Annotated in this window: 13 protein-coding genes; 8 read left to right on the forward strand and 5 right to left on the reverse strand. The window is 60.7% G+C overall.

Annotated features, from left to right (window positions below):
- Positions 1-110: 110 nt before the first annotated feature.
- The gene (locus CupriaWKF_RS00080) at positions 111-482 is read left to right on the forward strand and encodes a hypothetical protein (RefSeq protein ID WP_276099035.1); all 372 of its coding nucleotides are present in this window, start codon (positions 111-113) and stop codon (positions 480-482) included.
- 101 nt (positions 483-583) lie between these two features.
- Positions 584-1,087 carry a hypothetical protein gene (locus CupriaWKF_RS00085; protein ID WP_276099036.1) on the forward strand — a complete coding sequence of 168 codons (504 nt, stop codon included), beginning with the start codon at positions 584-586 and terminating at the stop codon, positions 1,085-1,087.
- 761 nt (positions 1,088-1,848) lie between these two features.
- Here the strand turns inward: CupriaWKF_RS00085 and CupriaWKF_RS00090 are convergent.
- A complete protein-coding gene (locus CupriaWKF_RS00090) occupies positions 1,849-2,811 on the reverse strand; it encodes an IS5 family transposase (RefSeq protein WP_276099037.1) in 963 nt (320 codons plus the stop codon).
- A 164-nt stretch (positions 2,812-2,975) separates the two neighbouring features.
- Here CupriaWKF_RS00090 and CupriaWKF_RS00095 point away from each other — a divergent pair, with 164 nt between their 5' ends.
- The gene (locus CupriaWKF_RS00095) at positions 2,976-3,353 is read left to right on the forward strand and encodes a helix-turn-helix transcriptional regulator (RefSeq protein ID WP_276099038.1); all 378 of its coding nucleotides are present in this window, start codon (positions 2,976-2,978) and stop codon (positions 3,351-3,353) included.
- Between the two features lie 70 nt (positions 3,354-3,423).
- Here CupriaWKF_RS00095 and CupriaWKF_RS00100 read toward each other — a convergent pair whose 3' ends face one another.
- Positions 3,424-4,221: a hypothetical protein gene (locus tag CupriaWKF_RS00100; protein WP_276099039.1), complete on the reverse strand. Its 798-nt coding sequence runs from the start codon at positions 4,219-4,221 to the stop codon at positions 3,424-3,426.
- A 363-nt stretch (positions 4,222-4,584) separates the two neighbouring features.
- Here CupriaWKF_RS00100 and CupriaWKF_RS00105 point away from each other — a divergent pair, with 363 nt between their 5' ends.
- Complete coding sequence (locus CupriaWKF_RS00105) at positions 4,585-5,322, forward strand: hypothetical protein (RefSeq protein WP_276099040.1); 738 nt, start codon at positions 4,585-4,587, stop codon at positions 5,320-5,322.
- A gap of 568 nt (positions 5,323-5,890) precedes the next feature.
- Here the strand turns inward: CupriaWKF_RS00105 and CupriaWKF_RS00110 are convergent.
- From CupriaWKF_RS00110 to CupriaWKF_RS00120, 3 genes are all read right to left on the reverse strand, one after another.
- Positions 5,891-7,039 carry a hypothetical protein gene (locus CupriaWKF_RS00110; protein ID WP_276099041.1) on the reverse strand — a complete coding sequence of 383 codons (1,149 nt, stop codon included), beginning with the start codon at positions 7,037-7,039 and terminating at the stop codon, positions 5,891-5,893.
- Between the two features lie 919 nt (positions 7,040-7,958).
- Positions 7,959-8,852 carry a DUF4238 domain-containing protein gene (locus CupriaWKF_RS00115; protein WP_276099042.1) on the reverse strand — a complete coding sequence of 298 codons (894 nt, stop codon included), beginning with the start codon at positions 8,850-8,852 and terminating at the stop codon, positions 7,959-7,961.
- 51 nt (positions 8,853-8,903) lie between these two features.
- Positions 8,904-9,740 (reverse strand): WYL domain-containing protein, encoded by an 837-nt coding sequence (locus CupriaWKF_RS00120; protein WP_276099043.1) that lies wholly within the window; start codon positions 9,738-9,740, stop codon positions 8,904-8,906.
- Positions 9,741-9,987: 247 nt separating this feature from the next.
- On the opposite strand from CupriaWKF_RS00120, the gene CupriaWKF_RS00125 reads away from it, so the two are divergent.
- From CupriaWKF_RS00125 to CupriaWKF_RS00140, 4 genes are read left to right on the forward strand one after another with little or no spacing between them, the layout of a single operon-like run.
- A complete protein-coding gene (locus CupriaWKF_RS00125; RefSeq protein ID WP_276099044.1) occupies positions 9,988-11,298 on the forward strand; it encodes a Wadjet anti-phage system protein JetA family protein in 1,311 nt (436 codons plus the stop codon).
- Positions 11,295-11,966: a DUF4194 domain-containing protein gene (locus tag CupriaWKF_RS00130; RefSeq protein ID WP_276099045.1), complete on the forward strand. Its 672-nt coding sequence runs from the start codon at positions 11,295-11,297 to the stop codon at positions 11,964-11,966. The genes CupriaWKF_RS00125 and CupriaWKF_RS00130 overlap by 4 nt, the downstream gene beginning before the upstream one ends.
- Positions 11,963-15,595, forward strand: a complete 3,633-nt coding sequence (locus CupriaWKF_RS00135; RefSeq protein ID WP_276099046.1) for an SbcC/MukB-like Walker B domain-containing protein — start codon at positions 11,963-11,965, stop codon at positions 15,593-15,595. The genes CupriaWKF_RS00130 and CupriaWKF_RS00135 overlap by 4 nt, the downstream gene beginning before the upstream one ends.
- The gene (locus tag CupriaWKF_RS00140) at positions 15,595-16,737 is read left to right on the forward strand and encodes a DUF2220 family protein (RefSeq protein ID WP_276099047.1); all 1,143 of its coding nucleotides are present in this window, start codon (positions 15,595-15,597) and stop codon (positions 16,735-16,737) included. The genes CupriaWKF_RS00135 and CupriaWKF_RS00140 overlap by 1 nt, the downstream gene beginning before the upstream one ends.
- The last annotated feature ends 48 nt before the right edge of the window (positions 16,738-16,785 follow it).

The raw sequence follows: 16,785 nt of genomic DNA on the forward strand, positions 1-16,785 counted from the left end.
GCCTATTCCGCATTTCAAACTGGATGTGCGGAGGTCCTTGTTGCAGGTGCTGGCTGAGAGGCGCACGCAAAAAAACGCGCGACGTACAGGCAAACACTTGGGAGTAATTGATGACTGACCGCGTGATTCCTGGTGATTTTCCGAGAGAGCAAGGCCCTGCGGTAGTCTCAGGTGCGCAACCCAAGCTTGCGCTGCGCAGGGTTGACGGAACCTACTACGCAGGTCTCACTGAGGAAGAACTGTGGGAGCGCTACGACATATGCGAGGACCTTGCTCGCCAGCTTGCGGGTTACGCCGCGCGCAAAATGGCTGAGCACGGCTGGCTGTTGGACGACGCGATGAGCCGAGTTGAAAAGAGCGTGACCAAGAAAGTCAGTATGAGGACTTGGGAATTTTCTCCTACCGAAATAACATGGACGATGAAGCGGACACGTGAGCTACTGTCAGGTCCAGGTCCGGCGAGCAGCGACGGGAGCCAATGATGACAGAGACCGGTGCCGTGAAGGAAAGGCTTGATGCTAACGGTGGCGATGACCACAAGTAGTCTGTGCCGCTGCCGAGAGCGACTTTTGCGAGAGACGACGTGCCACAGCGACTCCAGGACATTATCGGAAAGTTGTACAAGCCGTCATTGGATGGGGCGCGCCAGGTCATTGCGCTATCGCGTTCGGATGCGGAAAAGCTGCCGCAACTGCCATCGATTGCGGTCATTTCAATCGTTGCGCCGGAGCGCCCCCCAGCAAACCTCGGAGGCTTCACCCACGTGTTGCGTCTGAGTTTCGCTGATGTAGATTTCCTGAATCCGAATCTATCGGCCCGGGCAAAGGCGAAACTTGTCCATGCGTTCACGGAGGAGCAAGCTCTGGCCATTCGCTCGTTCGTAGAAGCCCTGCCCGACGAAATCACATCCGTCGTTGTCCACTGCGAAGGTGGATACTCGCGTTCATGCGCGATTGCCGTCGCGCTGCATCGGCTATATGGTTACCACGCGGAACTACGACAGCTCTCGCAGGCGAACCCGTCAGTCGTTCGCGTGATGACGGGAGATGCCTGCGGACATCATAAGCTGAGAAAAGTCCGCCATTGATGCGCAATCCACCAGACCTATCCTTTTGGCAAAGTATCGCCCCCCAGCTGCATCGGACAGCTGGTGAAATCTTCCTGGGAGCCTGCTGTTTAGTTGTTGCCGTCATCGTGGTTCTCCTCAGGCATACACTGAACAGGAAGATGCTTTGTTGTCCTCTCGCTTACCTAAATGGCTCAGCCAAAAAAGCAGGTGTACACCTGCACCTCCTTGCTACGGGTGGTGAGGCTGAGCCTAGCCCTCCCTGGCAGGTTTGCCCGGGATGCGCCTTCACTCAGCCGCCACCCAAACCACTACGGTATGGAGCCGGCCTCGCCCGACAGACTTTTCGCCTCGCGCCTCTATCTTCGCCAGCGCGCCGAGCTTCTCAAGGCAACCCCCCAGTGCTCGATTTCCCTCGCGCCCTGGCGGTTGGTACCCCGTCAGCGCGAGCGGCAACTACGACATCACCGAAGCCCGTCATCCGTGACGGGGCGGCCCTCACCACCCGGCGGCATTGCGCGCGGCGGATGACATGTGCGTCCTTGCATCAGAGTATATGCATCGCCGATGGGCATGAAACGAGAACCAGAGAAATCTGTTCAGAAGGGATTCGTGCTTCTAGGGATGCTCTGCACAAACGCGAATCGAGTGTGCTTGGCCGTTTAACAGGAAGCTGAATGCGCCACGACGCCAACCTGTCAGCCCGGGGCGAAGCTGTCTGGCACGCGCGGAGCAGCACTCGCGGGCTACGCGCGAGGCATCGGCATGAGCCTGAAACGCGCTCATGCCTCAGCAGCCAGCAGTTTGCCGCGCGCCATCCACAAGTTGGACAGCGCGAACAAGGTCATGACTTGCGCGGTGTTCTTCCTCAGCCCTCGATAGCGGACCTTGGTGTAGCCGAACTGCCGCTTGATGACCCGGAACGGATGCTCGACCTTGGCCCGGATGCCCGCCTTGATTCGCTCGACTTGATCGACGAGCGCGCCAAGCGGTTTGCTTTGGTCCAGAACGCGACGTTTGCCTGGCTTCATCGCCACGTGCCAGTTCACGTCCGCCCGCGCGTCAGGACGCTTCTCCACGCCCTGATAACCCGCATCGCCAAACGCGTCGGTTTCCTCGCCATGCAGCAGGCTGTTGGCCTCAACCACGTCGTTGATGTTGCCAGCCGTGCCCCGCACCGTGTGCACCAGCCCGCTTTCGGCGTCCACGCCAATGTGCGCTTTCATGCCGAAATACCACTGGTTTCCTTTCTTACTCTGGTGCATCTCCGGGTCGCGTTCGCCCGACGCATTCTTGGTCGAACTCGGTGCGCTGATCAGCGTCGCGTCCACCACCGTGCCCGCGCGCAGCATCAATCCCTTGTCGCGAAGGATGTCGTTTACCAGCGCGAGAATCTGAGCGGCCAGCTTGTGCCTCTCCAGCAGGTGACGGAACCGCAGGATGGTGCTCTCGTCGGGCAGCCTCACCGTCCAGTTGTCCAGCCCGGCGAACTCCCGATACAGCGGCACGTCGTGCAGCGCTTCTTCCATCGCCGGGTCCGACAGGCCGAACCATTGTTGAAGAAAGTGGATGCGCAGCATTGCCTCGACCGCGAACGGGGGACGGCCGCGCTTGCCCTCCGGGGCGTACGGAGCGATCAGCATCACCAGATCGGCCCACGGCACCACGCGGTTCATCTCGTCCAGAAATTCGCGCTTGCGGGTGCGCTTGGTCGACAAGTTCAGTCCAAGGTCAGTTTGCTTCATGCGCTACATGCTCGCTGGCTCGACGATTCATTGCAAGCACATCCGCCGGCTAATTGTGCAGAGCATCCCTAGGCGAGCGATGGCATGAGCAGCGAGTCTTCATTGCTCGCAACAACCGGCAACATTCGACCTCTTATGGGCGATTTGTGGCGTTAAGGGGAGCAATGTTGCCGGTTGTTGCGGATGGGGGTGGAAGATGTCGGGAGGAAGATGTGGGGACGACGAGCAATACTCAAAGGCATAGGACTCCGGCAGAGATTGAGGCGGAGCTAGGGGAACGATTGAAGACGCTACGGGTACACCGGAACCTGGACCAGGCCACACTGTCAGCGAGGGCGGGTATCAGCGTTCGCACTTTGCGAAATCTCGAGAGTGGCACTGGCTCGTCGCTGCGTACTCTTATCCAAGTTATTCGCGCCCTTGGGCGCGAGCAGTGGTTGGAAACAATTGCTCCAGTTCCGACCATCAATCCACTCATGTTGACTCGGACTGCGTCTCCGCGTCAGCGCGCTAGCAAGCCAAGACTCAAGAAGCAAGCGTGAAAATCTGACCTTACGCTTTCGAGTTCCCTAGCGAACGCGCCTGGTACCGCTATCTCGTACAGTATCGGCTTCACGCGGGGCCGAGCGTGTCGGCGGGCTTGCTACGATAGAGCGTGATGGGCTCCGCAGTCTCGTGCGGACGGTATTCGACGATGTCAAAGGCCCCTGACAGTATAAGGATGCGTTTGAGCTTGCTGACGCCATACGCCTGTGGAGTTAGCCCAGCGTCGAGCGAGCGGAGGAAGACCCCGGCAAGGGTCAATGATGTCATGCCGTTCACGGGCTCGGTTTGAGATTCGGCCTCCTGGAGAGCCCGAACGATGCGAGTGGTGGGCCAATTCGTCTCGCACGGGTCGGACAGGTCGATATACTCGACATGGGCAGGGAGCTGCTGCTTTAGCGCCATGTAGACGGTCGCCAGCTCAGGGTAGTCCTTGGCCATCGATGCGGCCAGGCTAACACCTAGTGCATGGAGCATGTCCAGGAACGGTTCCGCTTCGCGATGCTGCTCGTCGAGAACTTGTAGCGCGGCACGGCAGCCGGCCACGGTCCCCAGCGACACGCCAGGCATCTCATGGAAATGATGAACGAGCTGATTGCGCTGCTCCACCATTCGCTTGAGATACTGCTTCAGGGCGTCAGCGTCCGTCCTCATCGACTCCTGGAAGTTTTCCACCAGTTGCCCCAGCGTTTGGCCCTTGGTCATGTCCCGAAACTTGGCGAAGGCACCGTCGCCACTAGCGCTCCCTTTCGGGTGCATAAACGGCAGCATGAACTTCAATCCCGATTCAATTTGCTGGAATAGCAGGATATTGCGGCCGAGCCGATGGAGAACCGAGTTCAGTAGCGCTGCGTGGTCGTTTGCCATGAAGGAGTCTGAGAAAATGGAGTACCTATCTTCGCACAGGCATGGACTGAGGCGCCCGTGGTTGCTTCCTTTACGCCTGACGGAGCCATACGATGTCGAAGCCATCTTTCAGGACGGCATTGAGCTCCTTGCCAAGGGACGCAGCGGTGGAAATAGAACGAAGCCGCATCTCGTATCGAAAAGTCAACGATGACTGACCTTCTTGGTGTTGCCGCGGCCATTGGAACCTCGGTCATTTTCGACGTGGACTTGAAAGCGAGCGAGTGCTCGAAAGCTTGGCGACGCGAGTCGAAAGGAAGATAGGACAAAAAAATGTCCCTTTATGCAGGCACAATCACGTAAATGGTTGTACCCGCAAACCTCATGAAGATGAGGGACCAATTGGCCACAGCACACGAAATGATGACCTGCCTCAGCGACCGCTTTCCGGTGGGCAGCTTGGAATATCGACTTAGCCGATTCAATGCCAAGGAGCGATTCGCACTCATACAGCGAGTGCTTGGCGTTGCGATTGCGCCGCATGCTGACTTCATGACTGAGGTACTAGCGAAGTGCGCAATCACCAACAGACCGGAGAACGTTTTCTGCGCAATGGATTTCCATCTGGACTGGCTTTACGCTGCCTTGATGAATGAGAGCCTGGTGGAAGACGAACCGATGCCTCTGGTAGCCGGTGAGAACGACCACTTTCCCGTCACTGGAAAGCAGCAGGACGCAGATTTCATCATGTGTTTCACCGATAATTCCGGCAACGGGGCTCTGCCGGTTACGCATCTTCTGCTTATCGAGGCAAAGGGCGTTGGGAGCTGGGACACGCTGCAGATTGCCAGCAAATTCAACCAGTACCGGGCCATGCGGCCTGCATTCGCCCGCAATCCGAACGTCAGGACGCGGCTCATCCTTATGTCGCAGAAGGACCCTGAAGAAAACAGGACTCGTCAGAATAGTGAATTTCTGGCCGAGCTACAGGGCTTCAGGGATTTCGGTGTGCCAGTCTGGGTTCATCTTCCGATGGAAAATACGCTGAGCGTCGTTCGGTGCAACGCTGACCGTACGCCGAATGGAAAGACGCCGACGCACTGGAAGCTGGAGAGTCGGTGAACACGGGCGTGCTGCACTTGGTGGCATTAATGAGTACGGCAGCATATGCGGCTGGTCGACCTGCTCACGTATGCGCGTCGAGGCTACTACCATTCGGAGTTGAGGGGCTCCTGGTCCATCAAGCAGGTCCTGCCAACCGTGTGCTCCGACCTCAGCTACGCCGACCTGCATGAGGCCGTCAATGGCCAGGCCGCGCAACGCGCATGGCGGGAGGCGACGCCTGAGACCCGGCGAGACGAGTTGCGCGGCGAGATGTGCGGTACTGCCGCCCCCCGTTTACTGCTAGGTGCTCCCTCCGGACGCTTACTTTAGGCGCTGCGCCGTTTTTGGAAAAACATTGCCAGTCACGGGGCCGTTCTGTTTCGGGATAGTGGTGGTGCCGGTGATGACCGGTCAACCTTCTAGGAGAACTGTAATGCGCGTCTCGAAAACCCATACCCCGAATCCCTCGACCCCCGCGAAGCCGTCGAACCCCGTGAATCCCAACTATCCCAGCACGACCGGCAAGCCGTCTGGCGGCGGCCGCGGCAACACGCCGAAGCAGCGCTAGCGCCAGCCGCGAGAGAGTCTAGCTCTCGCGTGCAGACAGGATGGCGCGGCCCGCCGCGCCATCCTCGCTACGGCACCGGTGAAAGTCCAGCCAGAACGGATACCTGTGGGCGGCCCAGGATTCGAAGTCAGGAAACTCGAACGCGTATGCTGGCCACGGCCATAACCGGTGCGGCTGCGCAGCTTCGCGCGCCCTTACCTGCAAGCGCTGGGCGAGGTGTCCCAGCATATGGACATGCCGTGAACACGCCAGTTGCGAATAGAGCAGCTCGTCTGGCTGGTCCAGTCCGTACGCTCGGAGTATAACCTGCAGCGTCGTGTTATCAGGCAGACGCGTTCCGGCGCTCCATCGGTCCAGCGTAGCCTGGTCAAGGCCGGACCGCGGTGCCGGCACCCGCTTGAGGACCTGGACCGCGCTGCGTGCGCCCAGGCGCCGTTTCAGTTCGTCGAAGAAAAGGCTGGTGGGATTGCGACCTGGCTGCTGAGCGCTCGGAAGCAAGCAGCCGAGACTGGACCACGGACTACCCTGTTCACGTGCGCGGTCGGTGTCCCACGCCGCCATCCAGCCCAAGTGCACGTCCAACGCCATTGCGGCAAAGAGGGGTATCAACTCGTCGACGTGTGAAGCCTCGCGTATCACAGCTTCCGCCGCGGGCCACAGCAGATGGCGAAGAACCGGGTGGGCGGTCATATGCGCAAGAGCGCCCGCCATGTCTCCGCCCTTGAGCTGCCGGACCAGCTCAAGGTCCGCCGCCCCGACCTCCTCGAGATAGGCCTGGTGCGGCTTGAGGTCCGCGTGCTGGCGGCCCCGTCCCCGGTTTACCAGCTCGAAGTCTGTCATCTGGTTGAGGCGTTCTTGCGCGTCGCCATCTCCGTTGCGCGCCAGCTGCATATCAGGAAAGACATCGAACACCCCCGGCCGTAGCGTTGCCAGCTCGTCAATCCACTTCTGCGCACGGCGCTCACGGTTGGGAGCCGTGCTCTCCTGGAGCCGGAGACCTCTGCGATACCACGGCAGCAGCCCCTCCTCGGCGAAGACGGTCGACAGCGGCGCGCCGCTGAGCTTAAAGTGCACCTCAGGGCTGAACGTCAGCACACCCGCAAGCCGAAGGGGCACGGGCGGGCCTTCAAACGGGTTCAGGAACGTGAGCGTCGACGAGGCAGTCATAACCGCCAGTGTTGACGCACTGGGGCTGCGCTGGCAAGCCGGATGTGCCGGCAGCAGGTGACGTTGTTGCCAAGGGTGTGGAGGGGGCGGTTAGCTCGCCCCATTACCGGTACCCGGGGTCCCTACAATTGTTGCCGTCGGAGAATGTGCTTGGCGTGCGCTCGCAGCCCCGGATTCGATTTCCGGCGCGCTTTGGATGGCTCAGGAAATAGGCATTTCGTTCGCGAAAGTAAAGGTTGATGGCAGTCATGAAAGGCTCAGCCAGACAAGCAGATGCACACTTTTCAGCCTACCTACGGGTGGTGAAGGCTGAGCCCAGCCCTCCCTGGTGGGTTTGCCTGGGATGCGCCTTCACTCAGCCGCCACCCATGCACTACGGTATGGAGCCGGCCTCGCTCGGCAGACTTTTCGTCCCACGCCTCTGCCTTCGCCAGCGTGCCGATTTCTCAGAACTTCCCCCCAGAATCGGTTTTCCTGGTGGTTAGCACCTCGTCCGCGCCGGCGGCAATCGCCACATGACCGAAGCCATCAACTGGATGGGGCGGCCCTTCTCCTCGGCGGCGTTGCGCGCGGCGGGGAGCATGTAGGTTCTTGCATCAAAGCATATGCATCCTCGGGGGGGCATGAAATGTGAATCCATGAACGCCGTGTGGAAGACATTGGTGCGCTAGGGAAGTTGCCATGAGACAGTGATTGTGCAATAACGGACTGGCACCGAAATTTGGCGTATTCGCACAGGCGCTGACGCGCGTCTGGTCAGTTGCCCCTGAACTTTGGCTGCCACTTCTTGCTGGCAAGCCCAAGTTCTTCCGTCAACGACTTCACCAATGCCTCGTCGCGTCCGACGACGAACCGCTGACAGCGCCTGGCAAAGTGCAGGTTGGCCATCCGCAGGTAGTCGCGACCTGCTGGCTTGTGTTCAAGGATGCCAACTGTCGCCGAACATCTCGAGGGTGCAGGACTGGTGAAGTGGGAACGAGATGAAGGCGTCTGGACTGCCGAATCCGACCCCGTACACGGACGTGGGCCGCGGGACCACCGTGTTGAGGTAGACGGGCGAGTCCGACGTGATGAACGACAGCTTCTCGTTGTTCCGATGAACCACGCGCCAGTGACGTCCAGCGAAGTAGGGGGCAGCGGAAAGTGCCATCTCGATGGCTCGACCGACCGCCCACTTCTCGTCAGTCTCTACGATGAATCCGTCGGTTTTGGCCATCTTCACCATCCACTCCGCCTGCTTGTACAGCTCGTCATCGGACTCTTGCGCAAACTTTTCGTCGACACGCAGGCGCGCGAAGGTCTGGTCAACGTCGGCAAAGAGAACCTTGGCTGTGTGCTTGACCATCTCCCCGTTCAGAGCTTGCACGGAATGCACCATGTCCGGGGTCCGTGTCGCGGCCAACGCGATAAAGATTGACAGGTCGCTCCGTTCGTCAGCCGAAAGGTCAGGCGCGGCAGCCACCAGCTTGTCGATGACCGGCTTGGCCTTCCCCTCGTACTCCGACAGCAGTGCCTCAAGTTCGAAGCGTCGCCGGCCCTCGGCATCTTCCATCGTGTAGAAGTGCCCGATGACCGCAGTGTTCACCGGCTGCTGGTTTCGAATCTCATTCTTCTCGCGGTCGAATACCGCGACCAGACCGCCACGGCTGAAGCCATCCAGGTAGAAGCGCGGGAGAAAGTGCTGGCGCTTTGGACCGGTGAGCATCGGCGGTAGTGGATTCGCTTCCGCATCAGTGGCTGCCGCTTGCGCGCGCGCCAGCGCCTCGAGGTCTTCTGGCCGTATTGGCGATGCGCCTTCGAAGTCGTCAGTCATGCCCAATGTGTTTGGTTGGTTCTATAGAGGGCTCAATGCTCGTGATGGTGGTCAGCCACCGCCCACCCCGAACTCTCCGACAAAGTCCCTGGCGTTTGAAAGCGCTAGTTGGTACTCAGGCGGTGTCTGTCTGGCCAGCTCGGTGGCAATGCGTAGGTCTTGGACCGTGTACCCAACCAAGCATCGGCGTACTCGCAATGTTCTGCTTTCCTCGCCGCCTAGGTACTCGTCCCGAAGAAGCCGGGCTTGCCCGTCCGGTAGACCTGGGTGAGCTTGCACGATTAGTTTGACGAACTCGGACCAGTCCTTGTCCGTTTGCGCGGCGGCGGGCGCTGGCTCAGCATCGAGAGCAGCTTGCAGGATGCGTCCTAGCGCGAAGTCTCGAAAGGCTTGCCGTTGTACACACCATGCACGAGCGTGCCACCGGCGCGCAGCTCGAACGAGCACATGCGGGTAGACAAGGCGGTCCTGGCCTTCCGGGGCTGCCAGTGACCGATAGCGGATGCGTAGCCCTACGCGTCTACGGCAGGCCTGGGTAATGACGGCAAAGAGGGCTGGGCGGACCGGTGCCAAATCAAGTCGTAGGTCTTCGACCGTGGAGTCGATGTGTGAGGCGCCAAGCTTTTGAACCAGCTGCAGGTACTCGTCAGGGCTGTTGCCGGCCAGTCTTGGTCGGAACGCCTTTGTGGCGGTGATGGGCGCGTACGGCGTGGCTCGCGTGACCGTGTCGGTGAACTCCGCCAAGAACGCTGCCAGCAGGCGGCTGGCCTGTACGGACTGGATGCCGAACACCTCGCGCAGGCGACTGTTATCAATTTCGCCCTCCCAACGAAGCAGCACTTCCATGTCCCGCAGGCGCAGCTGCGCCGGGGTGAGTGGCGTGTTCATATTTTATCTTGTAAGATAAGTTATCCTTGAAGATAATACTTCAAAAGTGCATGGACCAGGCAAGGTCCAATGGGAGCAATCAGCCTTGATACCGTCTGACCTGTTGCCGGAACCCATGACTCCACCAGCGGGTCATCCTGTGTTCTTTGAGGCTGAGCGTCAGCGGTTCTTCCGTCCCCTGAATAACTCCCGCCGGGAGCTTGTGGCTGCTTGCCTGCGGGCACTCTATGACCGACTGCACGGCCCCATGGCTGACTATGCCCACAACCTCACGCGGGATGCGCTGCGCGAGCTCCTGCTGCCGGTCGTTCGGCAGTATCAAGACGTCAAGGCGCAAGAGGGTGGCGACGATGAGCTGAGCGGTGCGGAAGCCGATGACCCGCAGGCGCTCGTCGGCATGGTCATCCGGGCACTGCTGACCGACGCCTGGCTGGAGCAGTTCGCCGACCGCACCGGCCTCGTCACGGCCTTCCGATTCTCTCGGCCAGGGAAGCTGTTCGCGGAGGCTCTCTGGTCGTTGGACCGCCCGAGCCGCAGCCGGCAACGGAACATGCGGGGCTGTCGCAATGCACTGGAAGCGGCGCTGTCCGACCGAGGTGACGCGCACGACCTAGTCGACGCCTACGAGTACGCCGAGAAAGTCATAGAGGACTTGACCGATGGCATCGACTATTTCCAAGAGCTGGTCCGGCACCTGATGCAGACCGCCTCGGTGCAAACGCAATGGAGCGAGTTCGTCGAGTTCCTGGACCGCTTCCAGCGTGACTATTCCAAGCAGCTTACTGCCGATAACGCAACGCTTAATCGGCAGGCCATCTTGCAGAAGCTGGAGCGGCTTCGCCTCGTCCCCGAGGCCAAGTTCAAGCGGATGGACGAACAGCTGCGAGACGTCGCCCATTGGGCCGTGAAGGAACACGTGGGCACGTCCGTCTATGACTGGCTCCTAACCCGCATCGAAGACATCGTTGATGCTGCGTGCCAGTCGAAGCAGCCTGGCTTCCTGAAGGCCATGGAGACTTACCTCAAGCGGGTCAATGGCTTGGCGCTGCAGTCGATGATGCTGCGCGCAGGCCAGACCCGGCATGCCTACCTCGCTGCGATTCAGCAGGTCGCCGAGGTCCCCAAGGAACAACAGGACCTGCTGCTCGCGCACATGGGGCAGTTCCTGGCGCCGGCGGAGGTGCGGTTGCTGGACCCTGCAAGCTTCAAGCTCCGGACGGCCGCCCAGCGCCGCAAGGCGGTCACGATTTCCGTTCGGCCGCGACCGTCGCGCGAAGAGCGCCTATCCGCAGCCATGGCCCGCGCCGAGGCGGAGGCCTTCTCCATCCCCAACGAAGATGTTGCTCAGCTGCTTCGGCGCGACCTGCGCATCTTTCGGCATCCCATTCGGGTCTCAGCGCTCCCAACGGCCACCGCCCGCGACACCCTCCGTGCCATGCAGGCCGTGGAGGCGGTTCGAAGCGAGGTCGGCGCAGACCTGTCTATCAAGAAGCTGCCCACCCGCTTGGAGAACGAGCTCTACAGCGGCAACGACTACGAGATTGACCTCAAAAAATGAGCCTCCTGTCGCACGTCAACGAACAACTCGCGCTTGCCAACATCAAGCCAGACCGGTTCCGGGAAATCATCAACCGCCTGATGGCTTACGGTGCCATCGTGCGTGAGGAGGACCGGGTTGAGCAGCTGCTATATGACGACGCAAGGCGCGTCGAGGGCTTGCTGGAGGACTACTTCGACATTGCTGGCTTCCGTTTGCACCACGACAGCAATAACCAGTTCTATCGCCTCTACGTGGCGGGCGCCGTAGTCGATGGGCTGCCTGAGGACATCCTGGAGCCGACGCCATCGCTGCGGGCTCGGGTGTCTCCCGACTTCGTTGCGATGGCCCTTGCTCTGCGCTTCCTGTACCAGAACAAGCTCAACACGGGCGACATCCAGCCGCAGGGTGAAGCGCTGGTGAGCTTCGAGGAAATCGCGGCCACCATGCAGACGCAATTGAAGCGTCCTCTGCCGAACGGCATGGGCGACAAGATGGCCTTGCTGGCCGAGTTGAAGCGGCATCGCCTGCTCAGCTACACGGCCGAGTTTTCGATTTCGGATGAAGACGCGCTGCTCGCAATCCGGCCAACCATCCTGGGCATCGTGTCCAACGACGCGCTGAGTGCAGCTCTGGAAGCAGAAGGCGTGGTTGACCAAGAAACGTCCGTCGAGGAAACCGACCAATGAAGCTCGACCGCTTGGTTCTTGTGAACTGGGGACAGCTGCAGCCCGGCAACTACGAGCTAGGAAACATGACGCTGCTCACTGGCCCAACGGGTGCGGGCAAGTCGACGATGCTCGATGGTCTTCAGACCATCATGACGGCAGCCTACCAGGGCATCGTGGCCTACAACCCTGGCCAAGAGGAAGTCCAGCAAAACCATCGCCGTGGCAAGTCCAAGCGCACCCTTGAATCCTTCGTGGTCGGCGCCGAGTACAGCCTCTTCTCTCGGCCGGCAGGTGCTCAGGGCTACCTCGCGGCGGTCTTTCGTCCAGGGCCCGAGGACGGCTCGGCCAAGATGTTCACTGCGCTCATAGCAGCCTCGGCGCGCGTGGACGGCTCAGGAGAGCGGCGAGACGCGAAGCTGGAGCGTCTCGTTCTGGTTATCGTCGAAGACGCTGCGCTGTCGGTCGAACAGTTCTTTGAGGACATGGACCAAGGTATCTGTGTGCCGGTCGAAGACATCGTCAAGCGACTGAAGGCCAAGTACCCGAAGGTCATCACCTACGACGACCACAAGCGCGACTACCTCAGCGGGCTTTATGGCAGGTTCCGCGGGCGCATGTCCATTCCCTGGGACGAGGCTCAGAACGCGGCTCGGGCATGGTCGCAGTCGATTGCCTACAAGCCCATCGGCTCGGTTCATGACCTGGTTCGGGACGACATCCTTGAGTTCGATGGAAAGCTGCTGCAGGAGAGCATCACCCGCATCAGTGACCTGATGCGCCAGGTGACGAGCTTGAAGGTTGAAGGCAAGCGCATTGAAGCGACCGTCACTCGACTTCGCGAGCTGAAGGAGGTCATCGGCAAGACGACCGCCACCTTCGAAGAGCAGGTCCAACATGACTTGCTCTTGGCGAAGATGCAGCTGGCAGCGGACGAAGAGCGCGTCGCTTTCGAGCGGAAGAAAATCAAGGACGACAGCGCGCTGGCCGACCAACACGAGCTCAAGGCCAAGACCGAAGCGCAGTTGAAGCGCAACGTTGATAGCAGCCGCATTAATATTGCAGCGAAGTTGAGCGGCATTCCGGCCCACACCGAGAAGAATATGCTTGACGAGCGCCTAGAGCGGGCGACGTCCGCCGCGCGCGCCAAGCTCGCTGAGCTGCATGCAGGTCTCCTCGCTGCAGCACACATCAAGAACACCGGTGACTCTATCGTCAAGCGGCCAGTGCCGGAACAGTTCCCGAAGCTGCGCGCGTCTGTAGACGTCGTGGCCAAGGCCCTTGCATCCACCAATGTGGACCGGCTGGCCGGGCTGCTCAATTCCGTGGCGGACGCAAACGGTGATGACGTCCTGTCAGTAGAGAAGCTGTTTCAGTTGGCCGCCGCATTTGACGGCATCGACGTCGGCCTGGGCCAGCTGCATAACTCGTTGGTCGGTACCGACGACAGCGTGCTCATGGCGGTTGCTGCTGAATCGACATCCCTCGGCCAGCGCGTGGAGGCCGCTAAGAAGGAGCGCGGCGAGCTGGCTGACCGCAAGCAACGTCTTGCGGCAGGTGCTGGCAACTACAACCGGGACACCGTCCTCGCGCTGGAGCGCATTCGAGAGAGGCTTCCCGACGCGGGTGTCCAGGTGTTGTGCGACCTCGTCGAGCCGGTGTCCGAAGCGTGGCAGGGCGCCATCGAGGGCTACATGGACGGCGCGCGCTTCAATCTCATCGTCAAGCCGGACTGGGAAGCCCGCACGATTGACTTCCTGCAGTCCTGGGGTTCGCGCTCGAAGGTCGTTCAAGGCAAGCGATGCTTGGAGCGTGCCGACCAGTCTCGTGTGCCGGGCACTTCCATCATCCACGAGTTGCGCACCGACCACCCTATCGCGCGGGCCTACCTCATCGAGCAGTTCGGGTCTGTCGTAAAGGTGGCAGACTCCGAGGAGCTGCGGCGGACCCCGCGCGGCCTCACCAAGGACGGCAAGGGTAGTGGCGCGATGACGATGTTCATCTGCGAACGACGCGACTTTGTACTTGGTCGCAAGGCTCGTGAGCGGGCGCTGCAGACCACCACCGAGAAGCTGGAAACCGTTGACCGTGACATCCAGGCGCTAGAACAATCCCAAGGCACGTTAGATGGCTTCCGGAGAGTGCTCACATCGCTGAAGGAACCGTCCTTTGATGCGGCGCCCTTGGCTCAGCATGCCGGCGACCTGGACGCCACACGTCGGACGCTGTCGCAGCTCGACTTGACCGAAGTCGAACAGTTGAGGGTGGAGCTGGCTCGACTGGAAGAACTCATCCGAGTACATGATTTGGAAATTGAGGCGGCCAAGAAGGCAGTCACGCTGGCCGAGCAGCGCATCATGGCTGCGGAGGGCGTCATCAAGCGCATCAACGAGGGCCGGGACGCTCGTTTCCAAGAGCGCGAAAACCAGATTCGCCGCCTGAAGCACCTCTGCGAAGCGAACTCAGAGAAGACGTACACGGTGATGGCCCAAGAGGTGGACGACCTCATTGCGTCTCACACGTACGACGTCCCTGCCGTCCAAGCACGGCTTGGCCATCTGCGTACGCAACCCGAAAAGCTCTTGGGCGACCTGCGCGAGATGCTGGCGGAGTACAACGCTGCTGTTCGTACCGACGAACGCTTTCAGGCCGCGCTGCCGCACCTGACGGATGCGCTATCCTTCGACCCCTACTACGGTCCCCTGGTCCTCCTCGGGCGCTCGGTCAGCACGCTTCACAACGAGCTGGAGAGTATCGGGCTGTACAACAACCGCTCGAAGATTGAGGAAGCGGAACGCTCTTTCCACGACGTCTTCACCAAGCAGTTCTGCGTTGAAATCAAGAGCAAGGTCGACGATGGCGTGCGGATGCTGCGCCAGTTGAACGTCGAGCTCGAGAAGCTGAAGTTTGGCACCGACCGCTTCAACATCGACTGGTCAAAGTGGGAGCCCGAGTTCCAGGAGTATTACGGCTTCTTCTCAGCCGTTGCGGAACTGGCCGATTCTCCCGAAGCGGTGGACCTGTTTGGTGAGACGGAGTTGTCGCCTAAGCACATCGAGGTCCGTGACCGCCTGGTCAAGCTACTCCTGGACCAAGACCAGGACAGGGCAGGGCGCGAGCTGCTGCGCATCGCAGACTACCGCAACTATCGACGCTACGAAATCTGGAATGACTCGGACAGCGGCGGCCGCATCGCCCTGTCGACGTGGGGCACGGGCTCGGGTGGTCAGTTGGAGACGCCGGCGTACATTGTCCGCGCCGCCGTTGTGACTAACCGCCTGCGCCTGTTCGAGAAGGGCGCCAGCTTGAAGTTGCTTGTTAGCGACGAGTCCTTCTCTCGGATGGACGAGCCGCGTGCACGTGCCGTCCTGCGGTATCTGCGAGACAGCATGGGCCTGCAGCTCGTCAGCGCCATGCCGACCAAGCACGCCGGCGCGCTGCGCCCTGAGTTCGACCGCGAGTTCAGCTTCAGCCGGATGAACGTGCCAGACAACGGTGAAATTGACTTCGTCTCTGAGTGCGATGAGCGCATCTTCAAGAAGGACCGCATGCGCGAGGTCTGGGAAGCGCAGCGTCAAGAGGTTCGCGAACAAGCTAAGCTGCTCTTTGATGCGGCAGAGGCTGAAGAAGTCACGGGAGCTGCGAAGTGATGGAGCAACCGCTTTGGCTTCAGTCTTCGCCTGTTCAGCAGCTGCTGAACCTGCTCGTGGACCGAATGGATTCTGCCGAGCAAAGGGGAAGCGCTCGTACGCAGTCGGTCGCTCTCGGGGAGCGGACTTGGCCGGCTCTCTACAAAGCTCAGCGCGAGTCGGAGAAGGAGGAGCTTTGGGGCCATGCCGTCGAGTTAGTACGTTGGGGGTGGCTCACGGTCAAGCCAGCCGGCGCTATCCGCTCCCGCTCCGGCTATGCCGACTCGCCGCGCGTCACGGTTGCCAACGAGGTCGAGGTGAGAAGGACGGTTGGTCGCGCACAGCGCGTCAAGTCCGCAGCTGAGCGCTGGCGCGAGGCTGTCCGCGACGGGTTCCAGGGGGCCGCCGAGGTCAAGGCCGCTGTCTCCGAGTTCTGCATCGATATGCCGGACCACACTATGACAGAGGTTGTCGAACGGCTGAACGAGCTCCCCGCTCTTGCCGGCAAGCCCATGCTGCTCCGCGAAGTCTCCTCTCAGCTATTCTGGGGCATGTCGAAGGTCCTGGACAAGCGGCAGGGCCTCGTCGCCGCAGTCTTAGGTGTCGATGAATGCCCGTTTCCGGAGTCTCCGATTCAGCTGCAGGTGTTCCTGCCGCCGGCGGGCTGCCGGGGCGTGCTCTTCATCGAGAACCTCATGAGCTTCGAGCGCGCCATTCGCTCGATGAGCTCGGCGTTCGACGGGCTGGCGCTGGTCTACGCGTCAGGCTTCAAGGGAAGTGCTCAGCGGCTGCGCACGCCGGATGGTTGCTCTCTCTTCTACGCGGCGCGTGGTGACATCAGTCAGAACCTTCGAGATGGCTTCGAGGCCTGGCTCTTTGGCAAGGATGTCATTCCGGCCTTCTTCTGGGGGGACCTGGATTGGTCTGGCATGCGCATCCTGTCTGCTATGCGCACAAGTTTCCTCGGCCTCACGGCTTGGGAACCAGGCTACTCCAAAATGCTGGCCGCTCTCATAGAAGGCAAGGGGCACTCACCAGAAGCCGCCGATAAGCAAGGACAGAAGGCGCTAGGCAACTCCGGTTGTGCCTACGCGGACGCCCACCTGATACCCGCGCTGCTGTCCCACGGAAGGTTTGTTGACCAGGAGCAAATCAACCCGTAGCACCCCTCTATGGGGCGGCGACCTTGAAAGAACAATGGAAACCTAGGA

Source organism: Cupriavidus sp. WKF15 (assembly GCF_029278605.1).
GTDB lineage: Bacteria > Pseudomonadota > Gammaproteobacteria > Burkholderiales > Burkholderiaceae > Cupriavidus.

Excerpts from the sequence above, each read along its gene's own strand:
- CupriaWKF_RS00080 (WP_276099035.1), top strand. The coding sequence starts at position 111 with ATGACTGACCGCGTGATTCCTGGTGATTTTCCGAGAGAGCAAGGCCCT.
- CupriaWKF_RS00090 (WP_276099037.1), bottom strand. The coding sequence starts at position 2,811 with ATGAAGCAAACTGACCTTGGACTGAACTTGTCGACCAAGCGCACCCGC.
- CupriaWKF_RS00095 (WP_276099038.1), top strand. The coding sequence starts at position 2,976 with ATGTTGCCGGTTGTTGCGGATGGGGGTGGAAGATGTCGGGAGGAAGAT.
- CupriaWKF_RS00100 (WP_276099039.1), bottom strand. The coding sequence starts at position 4,221 with ATGGCAAACGACCACGCAGCGCTACTGAACTCGGTTCTCCATCGGCTC.
- CupriaWKF_RS00105 (WP_276099040.1), top strand. The coding sequence starts at position 4,585 with ATGAAGATGAGGGACCAATTGGCCACAGCACACGAAATGATGACCTGC.
- CupriaWKF_RS00110 (WP_276099041.1), bottom strand. The coding sequence starts at position 7,039 with ATGACTGCCTCGTCGACGCTCACGTTCCTGAACCCGTTTGAAGGCCCG.
- CupriaWKF_RS00115 (WP_276099042.1), bottom strand. The coding sequence starts at position 8,852 with ATGACTGACGACTTCGAAGGCGCATCGCCAATACGGCCAGAAGACCTC.
- CupriaWKF_RS00120 (WP_276099043.1), bottom strand. The coding sequence starts at position 9,740 with ATGAACACGCCACTCACCCCGGCGCAGCTGCGCCTGCGGGACATGGAA.
- CupriaWKF_RS00125 (WP_276099044.1), top strand. The coding sequence starts at position 9,988 with ATGGCTGACTATGCCCACAACCTCACGCGGGATGCGCTGCGCGAGCTC.
- CupriaWKF_RS00130 (WP_276099045.1), top strand. The coding sequence starts at position 11,295 with ATGAGCCTCCTGTCGCACGTCAACGAACAACTCGCGCTTGCCAACATC.
- CupriaWKF_RS00135 (WP_276099046.1), top strand. The coding sequence starts at position 11,963 with ATGAAGCTCGACCGCTTGGTTCTTGTGAACTGGGGACAGCTGCAGCCC.
- CupriaWKF_RS00140 (WP_276099047.1), top strand. The coding sequence starts at position 15,595 with ATGGAGCAACCGCTTTGGCTTCAGTCTTCGCCTGTTCAGCAGCTGCTG.